We start from the raw sequence: 14,281 nt of genomic DNA, 5'->3' as shown, positions 1-14,281 counted from the left end.
TCCGAGAACCAGAAGAAATTTGCCATCCACATGCCTCCTCACTGGAGGCTCATGAATCACATCCCAATGCCGCTGTGAATCCTGTTTATGGGTCCGGACCCTAGGACTTCGTCTTTAGGTATTGCATAAGCCATTGGCTTTATCTTTCGTGATACTGAATTTAAGCGCTTCTAAGCGCCTGTAAGCGTTTTTAGCTACATAGGCAGCCAGAGCATCTATAAAGACACCGTACGGCCATCCTAGGGCATTCTAGAGGCTATTGAAGATGCTACTGACGGTTAGCGGGTTGCTGCAACAGCTACTTCCCTACTTAGCCTTGCCATTGCCGTTCTTGCGAGGGCCTAACTTTTCGCCCTTCTTGCGACCAAGGCCAATTTGCTTCGCAAGGTCCCGCCTACGTTCTGCATAATCAGGGGCAATCATTGGGTAATCGCTCTTCAAGCCGTAACGCTCTCTGTATTCCTCAGGGGTAAGGTTATGCGCAGTCATCAGGTGCCGCTTTAGTATTTTCTGGTTTTTGCCGCATTCAAGGCAGACAAGATGGTCCGGCTTTATCGAAGCCCTTACCGACACTGCGGGTTCTACTGCCTCAGGCTCTTCTTGCGTTTCCCCTACTGAGGACAGCGCTCGGTAAACGTCCTGCACCAACTGGCCCACATCATCGGCAGCGATACGGTTGTTCGCCACGTAGGATGACACAATGTCACTCGTAAATGTAAGTAGGTCTTCGTTTTCCATGCTGGCTTGTCCTAATCTGATAAAAATTAAGTGCGCCCTACTTCAAAGACACGGCGGGTTCTAGCCCTACGTGCTTCTTGAAATTGGCCTTCAACAATTTCGATGCAAGTTCTTACCTCGCAGCCATAGTGATAGCCGGGGACCGTAGCACGCCTTGTCTATTAGGTACCGCTGCCTTCTCTAGCTACGTCAACGGCTTCAACTTCGCTCCATGTCAGACCAAGAAGTCTCATTTGGGCCGCAAACGCTGGTAGCTGTTCGCCCAGGAAGGCCGATTTTGCGAGTAAGAGAAGCTTATCGGTCCCGCCGCAAGCTACTACAGGGCTCAACCCTCGACGCTTCGTAATTACCCCTTCGGCAGCAAGCGTGTCGTACGCCTTCCTAACCGTATCGTGGTGAGCCCTACGCTCCTTTGCGCAAGAGCGCACCGAAGGAAGAGTATCTCCGTCGTTATATTCACCAGAGATAATCGCGAGGCTGATATCATCCCGGATCTGCGACCAAGAATTCCTACGATTCTCTTCCGAGCCCTCTACTTTATCTCTGGTGTGGCGGATTGACAGCACGGGGTCTATTCAACTACTATGCAATGCATAAGCTTTTTCTTTCTTTCTTTTACCAGGTTTTCTTTCTTTCTTTTTAAAAGAATGTAATATGATGCGTTAGCATCGTAAGTTGTTGCATAGCGTGTTTTAGTGTTATCATCTAGATTCCAACGTCATTGTTTAAAATTAGAGATTAACTACAATCATTGATGTAATCAGCAAGTTCTTGGTTTACGTAGTATGAAACGGCATGGTAATCAGCATCACCACGAATAACATCAGCAATAAGCTGGCTCCACTCTTCATCGCCTTCCGTCATAGATTCATCAATTCTATATTCTAGGTGTATATATCCCCCGCCCGTCGAATTCTCATTTGCTTCTTGGATTTCTGTAAACAGACTCCAGGCGCCATGCTGCTTAGGAAGCTGATCGTGGACCCACAGATCGTTCCCGGCGAAAAGAAAACCGTATGATTCAAGCTGTTCAAGTATCTCCCCGAGATACTCTTCTGCCTCGGGCTCAAGGCTTCTCAGATGTATAAATACAGTTACCCTCTTGTTCGCATTCATCTTCTGTAGAAGTTTTCCCAATTTGCTCATTTACTACGTCCTTATATAGCGCTAATCGCCTACGATTCTATCCAATACCTAATTGTCTGGGCAAAGACCTGCGAGCAGTCATCGCTTCTGCCTTCGACGGAGATAGAACGCTTCAATCTCTTCTTCGACAAACCGTGGATTGTCGCCATCCAACCCTACGGGCTTAGGGTAGTCGGGAAATCTCCTGCGGTGCCGCAAGATGGTCCACCGAGAGTATCGGGTGCGTTCGCAAACATCGGATAGGGTCAAAAGCTTCATCTTACTGCTCGTTCTCATGTGACGGAGCAGTACATAGGGGTGCGCGCCCGATTCTGCAAGTACCCGCGCAGAATCATTATTTGGTTTTACTTTATTTAATCAACTATAACGAGAGAAACTGACTTATAGAGTAATATTTTTACCTAGGTAGATTCTGGTACATTGATACTGCCAGTCAACTTCTTAGTGTTTATAGCTTATTGTTCCATAGAAGCAGTGCACTCTTCTTTTCCCGGTAGTACCCGTAGATGTTGTAATGTCTAATAACCCGCTGCTCCTTGTGGGCGAGCAGACGGTCTAGGATATGGTCGGGAACTAGGGGGTTGTCTTCTTCATCCATCATGCCCGCTAGGTGCGTCGTTCCGGTCCTGCGGTAATCATGTGGTTGCCAGTGGGGGACTTGCCGCCCTTCCAATGCCGCAATCTCTTCCATGCGCTTCCTAATGCGCTCTACAGGCTTGCTGCTCCTGCTGGTGACGCTGAACACTCGGTCTTCTGGCTTTGCATCCTTAGGGCGCTTAGGGAGCAGTTTCGCTGCGCTAGGGTGAAGGTAGACTACGTGTGGTTGGTTGTTTTTGGTTTCGCCGATTTCTAGCACCACATCGCCGTTATCTCTTTCGACCACTTCGCCCCATGTCAGGTCCAGTATGTCCGAGAACCGGCATAGGGTCCGCATCAGCAATTCGTGTATGGGAGCATACGAACCGGCGGCGGGAAGGGCTTGGAACCACCACCTAAGTTCTTGCTCGGTAAGGTAGCGCTTGCGGGCGCTGCTACGCTCTGAATGCATCTTTACGACAGACTCCATTGGGTTGCTGTCGAGGTTGGTAAGCGAGTGCCCCTTGGTCAGACACCAACGGAAAAAACGGGCAAGTAGGGAATGAAGCCTGTTTGAAGCTGTCTTAGCCGTGGCGAACTTGCGGCTTACCAAGCTGGCTACATCGTCGCGTGTGACCTCGCTTAACAGCTTGGCTCCAATCGCAGGGGCAACGTCTTTGTTGAAAATCCTCTGCTTTTCATCAGCGGATTTACGGGTGCTGGCTTCATGTTGCCAATAAAGGTCCCAAGCTTCCTTGACGGTAATACCGATTGCCTCTGGCGCTGGCTGGTATCGCACCAGTGGCTTGCCTTGCCTTATATCGGATTTATGCCTTGCTGCCTCTTCGCGAGCATCAGCAAGGCTCATGTCGGGGAAGTGGCCTATCGTTACCCGGCGCTGCTTCCCATTGACCGTGGGGCGAATGACGAATGATGTTTCACCGGATTTGGGTTGAACAACGATGTAGAGATTTTGCCCCCCTAGGTCCCGATGCTCCTGGCGCTTGTCAGTTGCCTTGGCTTTGAGGCCCTGCACCTGCTGTTTTGTAAAATGGATTCGCATAGACTGACCTTCTTAAATCAGTCCTAAGATAGTCCCCAAAGGTCCGGCACGGCAATAAGGGCACGGCGACGCTCCATCTGTACCAGCAGCAAGTTATTAATTTCAGAGGATTTAAAATGGTGCCGGCTAGAGGATTCGAACCCCTGGCCCCCTGATTACAAATCAGGTGCTCTACCAACTGAGCTAAGCCGGCTGACTGAACAGTTCAGTGGCCGCCCCCATGCAATAAGGGGCGGTCACAAGTAAAGCATTTCCTCGTCGCCTCGGCATCGATTGTGCGGGTTTCAGGCTACTCCGAACGTCCAGCCTTCGGTTCGGGCGATGTGGTTCGTCATGTCGGCAGGTGCCCATAGCGCGGGGTCGGCGGATCGGTCGCGTAGCCAGGCTGCCACCATCAGCGCATCGGCAGAGTGGTCGTCGATCGCACCGGTCATCCCGCTGCCGGGAGAGCCAAGGCCTGCCAGCACTTCGTCCAGCTCTGCCGCGTTCTTTACCTTGCTGCGACCCGCCGTTCTTCCCCCTGCCATGGCGGCGATCGCGGTGTAGATTTCGACGATCACGCTACCTTGTGATCCGATCTCGTCGACCGGCCAGACCGGTATATGGCCGCCGAGTTCATGCAGCACGCGCATACCGGTCAGGCTGGACTTGCCGACCTGCGATGCGCCGACGAGATTGAAGTTGGATGTCGGCTTGCACCCCATTTCTGCCTGGCGAAGCTCGGTAACCCGGAACCGGCCCATGCCATGCCGGGCGTTATCGCAGCGGAACTCACTCCCTTCTCTTTGTCCGTGCCGCCGGAAATAGGCATTGAAACGCGCATCATCGACGAAGGACATTGCGCCAAGGTGAGGATCGCCCGCGCAGACCTCCGCGACCTTTTGCCACAAGGACCGGGCATCCCGCGGGCTGTCGGCCGGCGGCAGGCCGGGAAAGAAACCTCCGCAATCCACAAATGGCAAGCCGATCCCGAGGTCGAGACCGACGAGCGTGTCCGGCGGCAGATCGGCGCGCAGATAATCCAGCAACTCCGCACGCGACCATCTGCGATCCGGTAGGACAAGGCTGGGCGGCCCGCCCGCTGCATCCGCTTGTGCCACGGCGATCCCCCGGTGCCGTTCTCCTGCGGCCCCCGACCAGTCCACGCCGATGAAATGGCGAAACCGGCCTTGTGTCACGCCTCGCCCCGGCGCGTCCGCCGCTCACGATCCCACCAGTCCAGCCGCTCCCGGATCTTGCGTTCGAAGCCGCGCTCCACCGGGGCGTAGTAGGTCTGCGGCTCCATGTCATCGGGCCAGTAATTCGCGCCTGAAAACGCACCCTCCGTATCGTGGTCGTAGGCATAATCCTTGCCATAGCCGATGCTCTTCATCAGCTTGGTGGGCGCGTTCAGGATGTTCGCGGGCGGCATCAGGCTGCCGGTATCGCGTGCACTGCGAAAGGCGGCTTTCTGCGCCTTGTACACCGCGTTGGACTTGGGCGCGGTCGCCAGGTAGAGGCAGGCCTGCACGATGGCGAGTTCGCCTTCGGGGCTGCCGAGGAAGTCATAGGCATCCTTCGCCGCCAGACATTGCGGCAGGGCGTTCGGATCGGCGAGGCCGATATCCTCGACCGCCATGCGGACCATCCGCCGCAGCAGGAAGAGCGGCTCTTCACCTGCCACCAGCATGCGCGCGAGGTAGTATAGCGCCGCCTGCGGATCGGACCCGCGCACCGCCTTGTGAAGGGCAGAGATCAGGTTGTAATGCCCCTCGCGGTCCTTGTCGTAGATGGCGACCCTGCGTTGCAGGAACTGGCCGAGCCGCGCCGGGTCGAGAGGTTCTTCTATCTTCGCCGCGTAAAGCGTCTCTGCCTGGTTCAGCAGGAACCGTCCGTCGCCATCGGCGCTGGCGACCAGTGCCTCGCGCGCCTCGGGCGTCAGCGGTAGCGCGCCTTGCAGTTTCTCGGCCCGGTCGAGCAGGCGTGCAAGAGCCTCGGCGTCGAGGCGATGCAGGATGAGAACCTGCGCACGGCTCAGCAAGGCGGCGTTGATCTCGAAACTGGGGTTCTCGGTCGTGGCGCCGACCAGCGTCACCGTACCGCGTTCGACAAATGGCAGAAATCCGTCCTGCTGCGCACGGTTGAAGCGATGGATCTCGTCCACGAACAACAGCGTCCGCTGGCCCGCTTCGGCGGCGCGGTCGGCTTCTGCGAATGCTTTCTTGAGGTCGGCAACCCCGGAGAATACCGCGCTTACGGCGTGGAACCGCATGCCTACCGCGTCGGCCAGAAGGCGCGCGATGCTGGTCTTGCCGGTGCCGGGCGGGCCCCACAGGATCATGCTGGACAGCCGCCCCGCCGCGACCATGCGGCCGATCGCGCCCTCCGGCCCGGTCAGATGTTCCTGCCCGATGATTCCATCCAAACTCGCGGGGCGAAGGCGTTCGGCCAAGGGCGCATCTTCGCGCGGGTGGTCCGGACTGGGGAGCGGGAGCGGATCGTCGGCAAATAGGTCGGCCATGACATGCATCTAGGGCCGGTCAGGGGCAATTGCCATGCCGTCTGCCGTCGCTTACAACATGGGGAGGGCGCTGGTAGAGGATCGATCCATGGTGGAACAGATAAAGCGCAATACTCCCTGGCATCTGTGGGTAGTGGGCATCGTCAGCCTCGCGTGGAATGCTTTCGGCGCGAATGACTACGTGCAGACGCAGGCAGGCAACCTTGACTATTTCCGGCAGATGTCGGCATCGATCGGAACCACGCCCGAGATCGCCCTGGCCTATTTCGCAGGGTTTCCGGCATGGGCAGTCTTCTTCTGGGCGCTTGGCGTCTGGGGGGCTGTCGCTGGCTCCGTCCTGCTGCTGCTGAGGAAACGCTGGGCCATCCACGCCTTCGCCATCGCGCTGGTGGGCCTCGCCGGTACGACTTTCTATCAGGTAATTACCGAGGCACCCGATTGGGCCAGCGGCGGCTTCGCGCGGATCATGGCAATCGTCATCTGGTCGGTGACGACATTCCTGCTGGTCTATGCCATCTCCATGCGGCGCAAGGGCGTGCTTGTCTAAGCATTCGCCTGCGCGAAGTCAGGCTGATGCAGCGACAAGGCGAAGGTAGGTTTCGGCCATTACCTGATTGATGGCATCCCAGGAGAAGTCGCGGCTGCGCTTTTCGCCCGCTGCGCCATGCGCGCGGCGAAGGTCGGCATCTGTCAGATAGGGTGCGAGGGCATCTGCGAAATGCTCTGCGCTGCCCGGCGGAACGAGCCGGCCCGATACGCCGTCCTGCACGAGGCTCGTGCTGCCGGTGGCTGCGCTGGCGACCACGGGCAGGCCGCTCGCCATCGCTTCCAAAGTGACGTTGCCGAAGGTTTCGGTGATGCTGGGATTGAAGAATATGTCGGCGCTCGCCAGCGCCCGTCCGAGGCCCGCACCGGTCTGGAACCCGACGAATGTGGCCGTGGGCAACGCGGCTTCGAACCAGCCGCGGGCGGGTCCGTCGCCGATCACGATGATCTTCGGCGATATGTTTCGGGCTTTCAGATGATCGATCGTCTGCGCGAAACGGTCGAGCCCCTTTTCCATGACCAGCCGGCCGAGGAAGGCAATGGCGACATCCTCATCGGCAATGCCCAGACTGCGGCGCCAGGCCGGATCCCGCCGCTCGGGGCCGAAGATGTCGCGATCGACGCCGCGCGACCAGATTGCGATATCGCTGTTCATCCGCTGTTCGCGCAAGACTTCCACCATGCTTTGCGACGGCGTGACCAGGGCATCGCAGCGCCGGTAAAAGCCGCGGATCCAGCCCTCCAGTGCCGGTTCGAGAAAGCCGACGCCGTAGTAGCGCGGGTAGGTTTCGAACCGCGTGTGTACCGATGCCAGCACCGGTATGCCGCGCGCTTTCGCCCAGCGGAGCGCTGCACGGGCGCTGAAATCCGGCGAAGATACATGGACGATATTTGGCGCGAAGCGTTCCAGATCTGCCTTGGCCCTGGCAGACAGGCCGAGCGGCACGCGATATTCGCTGCGACCCGGTATGGCCACCGATGGCAGGCTGACCAGATCGCCTTGCTGCTGAAAGGCGGGCTCGTCGACGGTCGGCGAATAGACGCGCACCGACGCTCCCTGCCGCAGCAGATATTCGACAAGCCGGTTCAGCGCCTTGTTCGCGCCGTCGAGCGTGACATTGTAATTGCCGCTGAACAGGGCGATGCGAAGGCCGGTGACATCCATTGCGCGTCCCCTTAACTGCTGCTTCCCGGATTGGCGATAGCCGACGCGTCCTCTCACCCTGCAGCATTGCAGGTCGATACAACGCCCATGCGGCACACCCTGCCCACGAGTGCGCCGCGTCGCTTGACTCAGACCTGCCTAACCGACACTGCGGCAACGGGCCACGCGGTCCCAACGCCGCGCGAGCTCTCTGCAAGGAGAGAATACATGACTGCAAAACTACCTGAACTGAAGCCTGAACGCCCTTTCTTTTCCTCCGGTCCGACGGTGAAGTTCCCCGGCTGGTCGCTCGATCGGCTCAAGACCGAATCGCTGGGCCGCTCGCACCGCAGTGCGGTCGGCAAGGCGCGGCTGAAATATGCCATCGACCTGTCGAAGGAGATGCTCGGCGTGCCTGAGGATTACCTCGTCGGCATAATGCCCGCTTCCGATACTGGCGCGCTGGAATGCGCGATGTGGACGATGCTTGGCACTGGCCCTGCGACTGTCGCCGCCTGGGAAAGCTTCGGCAACGTCTGGATACAGGATGCGGTCAAGCAGTTGAAATTGCTTCAGCTGACCACGCTGGATGCCGATTACGGCCATATTCCCGATCTTTCCGCCATTCCGCAGGACAATGATGTCGTCTTCACCTGGAACGGCACTACGTCGGGTGCGCGCATCCCCGATACGGACTGGCTGGAGCCGGGCCGCAAGGGCGTGACCATCAACGACGCGACCAGCGCTATCTTCGCGCAGGAAATGGACTGGCCCAAGCTGGATGCCACCACCTATAGCTGGCAGAAAGTCATGGGCAGCGAAGCCCAGCACGGGATGCTGATCCTTTCGCCCAAGGCGGTGGACCGGATCGAAAGCTACGATCCCGAATGGCCGCTGCCGAAACTGTTCCGCCTGAAGAAGGGCGGCAAGATCAACCGCTCCATCTTCGAAGGGGCGACCATCAACACCCCCAGCCTGCTCGCGACCGAAGATTACATAGCGGCGCTGGAATGGGCGAAGAGCATCGGCGGTCGCAAGGCGATGTTCGAACGCGCCTATGCCAATGCTAAGATCGTCACCGACTGGATCGAAGCGACCCCGTGGCTGCGCAATATGGTGCCGGACCCGGCGCAGCGCACCAACACCGGCGTGTGCTTCGTTTTTCAGGGTGACTGGTACGAAAACCTGTCTCCGGATGAGCAGGCTGCCGTTCCGAAGAAGATCGCCGCCATGCTGGACGAGCGTGATGTTGGTTACGACTTCAACGGCTACCGCGATGCGCCGCCTTCCCTGCGTATCTGGTGCGGCGGCACCGTGGAGCAGGAGGATCTCAAACGCCTGCTGCCGTGGATCGAATGGGCCTACGATCAGGTCAAATCCGGGGCATGAGCGCCCGCTGATCGTGCGATGGCGCGCGCCTGCCTTTGAAACGGCGGCGCGCCATCGTTCTTAAATCCCGATTTCGCCTTGGCCGCGCTCGCGCGGCGATCCGGCACACAGACGAGATATATCATGACCAAGCCCAAAGTGCTCATATCCGACAAGATGGACCCGAACGCCGCCCGCATTTTCAAGGAGAGCGGCTGCGATGTTGATGTCATTACCGGTCAGTCGCCCGATGAACTGAAGGCGATCATCGGCCAGTATGACGGCCTCGCCATTCGTTCATCCACCATTGTCACGCCGGAAATCCTCGACGCCGCCACCAATCTGAAGGTCATCGGCCGCGCCGGGATCGGGGTGGACAATGTCGACATACCCTATGCCAGCGGCAAGGGCGTCGTTGTGATGAATACGCCTTTCGGCAATTCGATCACCACCGCCGAACACGCGATTGCGATGATCATGGCGCTGGCGCGGCAATTGCCGGAAGCCAATGAATCGACCCAGGCGGGGAAGTGGGAAAAGAGCCGCTTCATGGGCGTCGAAGTCACCGGCAAGGTGCTCGGCCTGATCGGCGCTGGCAACATCGGCTCGATCGTCGCCAGCCGCGCGCAGGGCCTGCGCATGAAGGTAATTGCCTACGACCCGTTCCTGACGGAGGAACGCGGCATCGAACTCGGCATCGAGAAGGTGGAACTGGACGGGCTGCTCGAACGGGCCGACTTCATCAGCCTGCATACGCCCTTGACCGACCAGACCCGCAACATCCTGTCTGCGGAAAATCTGGCGAAGACTCGGGAGGGCGTTCGGATCGTCAATTGCGCGCGTGGCGGATTGATCGACGAAGCGGCGCTGAAGGCAGGGCTTGAATCGGGTCACATCGCTGGTGCGGCGCTGGACGTTTTCGCCAGGGAACCGGCCAAGGAAAACCCGCTTTTCGGCGCGCCCAACTTCATCTGCACCCCGCATCTCGGCGCCTCGACCACGGAGGCGCAGGTCAATGTCGCCCTGCAGGTCGCCGAGCAGATGAGCGATTATCTGGTGAATGGCGGCGTCTCCAACGCCCTCAACATGCCCAGCCTGTCGGCGGAAGAAGCGCCCAAGCTGCGGCCCTACATGGCATTGGCGGAAAACCTCGGCAAATTGGTCGGTCAGTTGGCGCATGGTAATCTTGCGAACATCAGCATCGAACGCGAAGGCGCAGCGGCGCAGCTGAACGGCAAGCCGATCACGGGTGCGGTTCTCGCGGGGCTGATGGGTCAATATTCGCAAAGCGTGAACATGGTGAACGCGCCCTATCTCGCCAAGGAACGCGGGCTGGACGTCCGTGAAATACGGCATGATCGCGAAGGCGATTACCAGACGCTGATCCGCGTCACGGTCGCCACCAGCCAAGGTGACCGGTCAGTGGCGGGAACCCTGTTCGGCAAGGCGGAACCGCGCCTCGTGGAGATCTTCGGCATCGGTATCGAGGCTGATCTCGAAGGGCACATGCTCTACATCGTCAATGACGATGCGCCGGGCTTCATCGGTCGCATCGGGTCTTTGCTGGGCGAGAAGGGCATCAATATCGGCACTTTCCACCTCGGCCGCAGAAAGACGGGCGGGGAAGCGGTGCTGCTGCTGTCGGTCGATCAGGAACTGACCGACGATGTGATGCAGGCGGCTTGTTCGCTCGAAGGAGTCCGCGTGGCGAAGTCACTGGAATTCTGAACGCGGCTGGGGCATGCGCGGCGGCGTCATGACCGATAGAACAGACCCTTCCTCAGCGCCCGCCAGCGCGCCGTCCACATCCATTCCTCTGGCCAGCCCTCTGGCAGATTTGCTGCCGGAGGGTCTTGCAGACTGCCTGCCCGCCGCCGCCGCTGCGACGACGCAGGCCATGGCGGCGGCGCTGGAGGCGATGGATCTGCACGGTTACGACCGGGTCAGCCCGCCACTGGTGGAGTTCGAGGCGGCACTGGCGCGCCGGATGAATGGCGATTCCCCGCAGCGCATGTTCCGCTTCATCGATCCCGTCTCGCTACGGACGCTGGCCCTCCGGTCCGACATCACGCCGCAAATCGGGCGGATCGCCGCCACCGGCCTGCGCGACGCGGCGCGGCCCCTGCGCCTTTGCTATGCGGGCGAGGTCGCGCTGATCCGGGCCGATCAGCTTGATCCAACGCGGCAGCGCCTGCAGCTTGGCGCGGAACTCATCGGCAGCGACACGGTGGCTGCGGCGGCGGAAATCGTCATTCTGGCCGTCGAAGCGCTGAAGGCGGCTGGCGCGCGCGACATATCGGTCGATTTCACCATGCCCGATCTCGTCGATGTTCTTGCAGCGGGCCCAATGCCTTTGCAGGCGGAACAGATCGCCGCAGTTCGGCGCGAACTCGACACGAAGGATGCAGGCGGGCTGAAGGCGGCTGGCGGCGATGCTTACCTGCCGCTGCTCTATGCAACCGGCGATATCGAGAGAGCCGCAGAATTGCTGCGCGGCCTCGACGATGGCGGCGCGCTGACCAGCCGGATCGACGCGTTCGAACAGGTCGCTGCTCACGTGGGCGACGCAGCCCGCATCACCCTCGATCCGACCGAACGACACGGATTCGAATATCAGAGCTGGTTCGGCTTCACGCTCTATGCTGCAAATGCCACCGGCGCCTTGGGCCGGGGCGGCACCTATCATATCGTGGGCAGCGACGAGGCTGCGACTGGATTCTCGCTTTACCTCGACCCGCTGATCGATGCCCTGACCGGCGCAATTGCCAAACGCGACACGCTGTTCCTGCCGCAAGGCCATGACCGCAGCGCTGCCGATCGGTTGCGGGCCATAGGATGGCGCACTATTGCGGCGCTGCACGATGCCGACGATGCGGCGGCACTGGGCTGCACGCACCGCCTGATCGGCATCGACGTGCAGCCGGTCTGAGCCTCAGCAGAAGCGGGCGGGATCAGGTCCGATGCGGCCCTCAGAACTGTCCATTGCGTCGATAGCGGCCATTTGCTGCTCGCTCAGCGTGAACTGTGTTGCGGTGAAATTATCCTCGATGTGATCCCTGGACGATGCCTTGGGAATGACGGCCAGCCCATGTTGCATGTGCCAGCGGATAATGATTGCAGCCGGCGACTGCCCGGTTTCTTCAGCAATGCGGGTGATCGTTTCCTGCTTCAGGCCGTCGCCCTGGCCCAGCGGCGACCAACTCTGCGTCACGATGCCCATCTGGTTGTGCAGCTGCCGTAGTTCCTTTTGCTGGAAGGAAGGATGCAGTTCGATCTGGTTAAGCGCAGGTGTAACCCCCGTCTCACGCACGATCTTTTCCAGGTTCTCCGGCATGAAGTTCGACACGCCGATGGACTTCGCCTTTCCGGCGTCGCGCAGTTCGATGAAGGCCTTCCAGGTATCGACGAACTTGCCCTTGTCGGCACAGGGCCAGTGGATCAGTAGCAGGTCAACGGATTCGCGCCCGAGCCGCCCGAGGCACTTGTCGAAGGCGGCCAGACTTTCGCGGTGGCCTTGCTGATCGTTCCAGATTTTCGTGGTCAGCCAGATCTCGTCATGCCCGGCAAGAGCTTCGCCGACGCCATTCTCGTTGCGATAGATTGCGGCTGTGTCCACCAGCCGATATCCGGCATCGACGGCCATCGACACGGCCTCAGCCGCATGTGAATTCTCGATCTGGTAGGTTCCGAAGCCCAGTTGCGGCATGGTGCGACCGTCGTTCAGTGTAAGGGTGGGTGCCGTGTCGGGCATCTAGCATCTCCGTTCGTTGGAAAATTGCGCGGAACGCAGGAAATATCAGCCGTAATGCTGGACGCTCCGCCATTCCGTCCCTAACGCCCGAGGCCGATTCCCTTTCCCGAAGTGCGAGCAAAAGGCGCGTTCATGGCGAATGTTACGGTGATCGGCGCCCAGTGGGGCGACGAAGGCAAAGGCAAGATCGTAGATTGGCTGGCCAGCCGAGCCGACGCGGTCGTCCGCTTTCAGGGCGGCCACAATGCCGGCCATACGCTGGTGATCGACGGCCATGTGTTCAAGCTGAGCCTTCTGCCATCGGGCATCGTGTCGGGCACCCTGTCCATCATTGGCAATGGCGTCGTGCTGGACCCCTGGGCCCTGAAATCGGAGGTCGAGAAGCTGGAGGGGCAGGGCGTCTCCATCACCGACGACAATTTCGCCATCGCCGACAATTGCCCGTTGATCCTGCCCATGCACCGCGATCTGGACGGCTTGCGCGAAGCGGCGGCGGGCAAGGGCAAGATCGGCACGACCGGGCGCGGCATCGGGCCCGCCTACGAAGACAAGGTCGGGCGCCGGGCAATTCGGGTCTGCGACCTGGCCCATCTCGACACGCTCGATCCGCAGCTCGACCGGCTTTGCGCGCATCACGATGCGCTGCGTGCGGGGTTCGATCAGCCGCCGGTCGATCGCGCGGCTTTGCTCGAGGAACTGCGCGAGATCGCGCCCTTCGTGATGCGTTTCGCTCAGCCTGTCTGGAAACGTCTGAAGAAGGTGAAGCGGGCAGGGGCGAAGATCCTGTTCGAAGGGGCGCAGGGCGTGCTGCTCGACGTTGATCACGGCACCTATCCTTTCGTCACCAGCTCCAATACCGTCAGCGGCACGGCAGCGAGCGGTTCCGGCCTCGGTCCGAATTCGACAGGCTTCGTGCTCGGCATCGTCAAAGCCTATACAACGCGTGTGGGCAGCGGTCCTTTCCCGACCGAACTCGACGACGCGGACGGGCAGACACTGGGCGAACGGGGTCACGAATTCGGAGTGGTGACGGGGCGCAAGCGGCGCTGCGGCTGGTTCGACGCGGTCATCGTGCGGCAAAGCTGCGCAATCTCCGGCGTCACCGGCATAGCGCTGACCAAGGTGGACGTGCTCGACGGCTTTGAAACCGTTAAGATCTGCACCGGCTATCGCCTGCGCGGCAAGGTCTATGATTATCTGCCTGCCCACGCGGCCGATCAGGCCGCTGTCGAGCCGATCTACGAGGAGATGGAGGGCTGGCAGCAGACGACCGCCGGTGCGCGCAGTTGGGCGGATCTGCCGGCCAATGCGATCAAATACATCCAGCGCGTGCAGGAATTGATCGAGACGCCGGTGGCGCTGGTATCCACCAGCCCTGAACGTGACGACACGATCCTCGTCCGCGACCCGTTCATGGATTGACCGTGCGTCGGCGGTGCCTTGGCGGCT

Annotated in this window: 13 protein-coding genes and 1 tRNA gene; 5 read left to right on the top strand and 9 right to left on the bottom strand. The window is 59.8% G+C overall.

Annotated features, from left to right (window positions below):
* Window positions 1-306 precede the first annotated feature (306 nt).
* The 7 genes from G7A66_RS02845 to G7A66_RS02815 form a co-directional block, all read right to left on the bottom strand.
* Entirely contained in the window at window positions 307-738 is a 432-nt protein-coding gene (locus G7A66_RS02845; RefSeq protein WP_174294198.1) for a MucR family transcriptional regulator, read from the bottom strand.
* A 161-nt stretch (window positions 739-899) separates the two neighbouring features.
* Entirely contained in the window at window positions 900-1,304 is a 405-nt protein-coding gene (locus G7A66_RS14575; protein ID WP_174294197.1) for a GntR family transcriptional regulator, read from the bottom strand.
* Between the two features lie 172 nt (window positions 1,305-1,476).
* Window positions 1,477-1,884 carry a hypothetical protein gene (locus G7A66_RS02835; RefSeq protein WP_174294196.1) on the bottom strand — a complete coding sequence of 136 codons (408 nt, stop codon included), beginning with the start codon at window positions 1,882-1,884 and terminating at the stop codon, window positions 1,477-1,479.
* Between the two features lie 448 nt (window positions 1,885-2,332).
* Window positions 2,333-3,523 (bottom strand): tyrosine-type recombinase/integrase, encoded by a 1,191-nt coding sequence (locus G7A66_RS02830; protein ID WP_174294195.1) that lies wholly within the window; start codon window positions 3,521-3,523, stop codon window positions 2,333-2,335.
* 117 nt (window positions 3,524-3,640) lie between these two features.
* Window positions 3,641-3,716: transfer RNA gene (locus G7A66_RS02825), tRNA-Thr, on the bottom strand.
* 91 nt (window positions 3,717-3,807) lie between these two features.
* Window positions 3,808-4,701, bottom strand: coding sequence for a hypothetical protein (locus tag G7A66_RS02820; protein WP_174294194.1), 894 nt, complete (start codon window positions 4,699-4,701; stop codon window positions 3,808-3,810).
* Window positions 4,698-6,023, bottom strand: a complete 1,326-nt coding sequence (locus G7A66_RS02815) for a replication-associated recombination protein A (protein ID WP_174294193.1) — start codon at window positions 6,021-6,023, stop codon at window positions 4,698-4,700. Before G7A66_RS02815 ends, G7A66_RS02820 begins: the two co-directional genes overlap by 4 nt.
* Window positions 6,024-6,057: 34 nt before the next feature.
* On the opposite strand from G7A66_RS02815, the gene G7A66_RS02810 reads away from it, so the two are divergent.
* A complete protein-coding gene (locus G7A66_RS02810) occupies window positions 6,058-6,570 on the top strand; it encodes a hypothetical protein (RefSeq protein ID WP_232366601.1) in 513 nt (170 codons plus the stop codon).
* Window positions 6,571-6,588: 18 nt separating this feature from the next.
* On the opposite strand, the gene G7A66_RS02805 is transcribed toward G7A66_RS02810, so the two are convergent.
* On the bottom strand, window positions 6,589-7,734 hold the full coding sequence (locus tag G7A66_RS02805; RefSeq protein ID WP_174294192.1) for a glycosyltransferase family 4 protein: 1,146 nt from the start codon (window positions 7,732-7,734) through the stop codon (window positions 6,589-6,591).
* 207 nt (window positions 7,735-7,941) lie between these two features.
* Here G7A66_RS02805 and G7A66_RS02800 point away from each other — a divergent pair, with 207 nt between their 5' ends.
* From G7A66_RS02800 to G7A66_RS02790, 3 genes are all read left to right on the top strand, one after another.
* The gene (locus G7A66_RS02800) at window positions 7,942-9,102 is read left to right on the top strand and encodes a phosphoserine transaminase (protein ID WP_174294191.1); all 1,161 of its coding nucleotides are present in this window, start codon (window positions 7,942-7,944) and stop codon (window positions 9,100-9,102) included.
* A 123-nt stretch (window positions 9,103-9,225) separates the two neighbouring features.
* Complete coding sequence (gene serA / locus G7A66_RS02795) at window positions 9,226-10,809, top strand: phosphoglycerate dehydrogenase (RefSeq protein ID WP_174294190.1); 1,584 nt, start codon at window positions 9,226-9,228, stop codon at window positions 10,807-10,809.
* A gap of 28 nt (window positions 10,810-10,837) precedes the next feature.
* Complete coding sequence (locus G7A66_RS02790; protein WP_174294189.1) at window positions 10,838-12,010, top strand: ATP phosphoribosyltransferase regulatory subunit; 1,173 nt, start codon at window positions 10,838-10,840, stop codon at window positions 12,008-12,010.
* Window positions 12,011-12,013: 3 nt separating this feature from the next.
* Here the strand turns inward: G7A66_RS02790 and G7A66_RS02785 are convergent, their stop codons facing one another.
* Window positions 12,014-12,832, bottom strand: a complete 819-nt coding sequence (locus G7A66_RS02785; protein WP_174294188.1) for an aldo/keto reductase — start codon at window positions 12,830-12,832, stop codon at window positions 12,014-12,016.
* Between the two features lie 132 nt (window positions 12,833-12,964).
* On the opposite strand from G7A66_RS02785, the gene G7A66_RS02780 reads away from it, so the two are divergent.
* A complete protein-coding gene (locus G7A66_RS02780) occupies window positions 12,965-14,254 on the top strand; it encodes an adenylosuccinate synthase (protein ID WP_174294187.1) in 1,290 nt (429 codons plus the stop codon).
* Window positions 14,255-14,281: the final 27 nt, after the last annotated feature.

The sequence above is a fragment of the Alteripontixanthobacter muriae genome (genome assembly GCF_013336795.1).
Lineage (GTDB): Bacteria > Pseudomonadota > Alphaproteobacteria > Sphingomonadales > Sphingomonadaceae > Pseudopontixanthobacter > Pseudopontixanthobacter muriae.
The sequence above is the reverse complement of the archived record's forward strand: the minus strand, read 5'-3'. Positions and strand labels throughout refer to the sequence as shown.

What these genes read in the sequence shown, in the direction of transcription:
- G7A66_RS02815 (WP_174294193.1), bottom strand. Translation starts at nt 6,023, where the DNA reads ATGGCCGACCTATTTGCCGACGATCCGCTCCCGCTCCCCAGTCCGGAC.
- G7A66_RS02780 (WP_174294187.1), top strand. Translation starts at nt 12,965, where the DNA reads ATGGCGAATGTTACGGTGATCGGCGCCCAGTGGGGCGACGAAGGCAAA.
- G7A66_RS02830 (WP_174294195.1), bottom strand. Translation starts at nt 3,523, where the DNA reads ATGCGAATCCATTTTACAAAACAGCAGGTGCAGGGCCTCAAAGCCAAG.
- serA (WP_174294190.1), top strand. Translation starts at nt 9,226, where the DNA reads ATGACCAAGCCCAAAGTGCTCATATCCGACAAGATGGACCCGAACGCC.
- G7A66_RS02785 (WP_174294188.1), bottom strand. Translation starts at nt 12,832, where the DNA reads ATGCCCGACACGGCACCCACCCTTACACTGAACGACGGTCGCACCATG.
- G7A66_RS02835 (WP_174294196.1), bottom strand. Translation starts at nt 1,884, where the DNA reads ATGAGCAAATTGGGAAAACTTCTACAGAAGATGAATGCGAACAAGAGG.
- G7A66_RS02845 (WP_174294198.1), bottom strand. Translation starts at nt 738, where the DNA reads ATGGAAAACGAAGACCTACTTACATTTACGAGTGACATTGTGTCATCC.
- G7A66_RS02790 (WP_174294189.1), top strand. Translation starts at nt 10,838, where the DNA reads ATGACCGATAGAACAGACCCTTCCTCAGCGCCCGCCAGCGCGCCGTCC.
- G7A66_RS02800 (WP_174294191.1), top strand. Translation starts at nt 7,942, where the DNA reads ATGACTGCAAAACTACCTGAACTGAAGCCTGAACGCCCTTTCTTTTCC.
- G7A66_RS02810 (WP_232366601.1), top strand. Translation starts at nt 6,058, where the DNA reads ATGCCGTCTGCCGTCGCTTACAACATGGGGAGGGCGCTGGTAGAGGAT.
- G7A66_RS02805 (WP_174294192.1), bottom strand. Translation starts at nt 7,734, where the DNA reads ATGGATGTCACCGGCCTTCGCATCGCCCTGTTCAGCGGCAATTACAAT.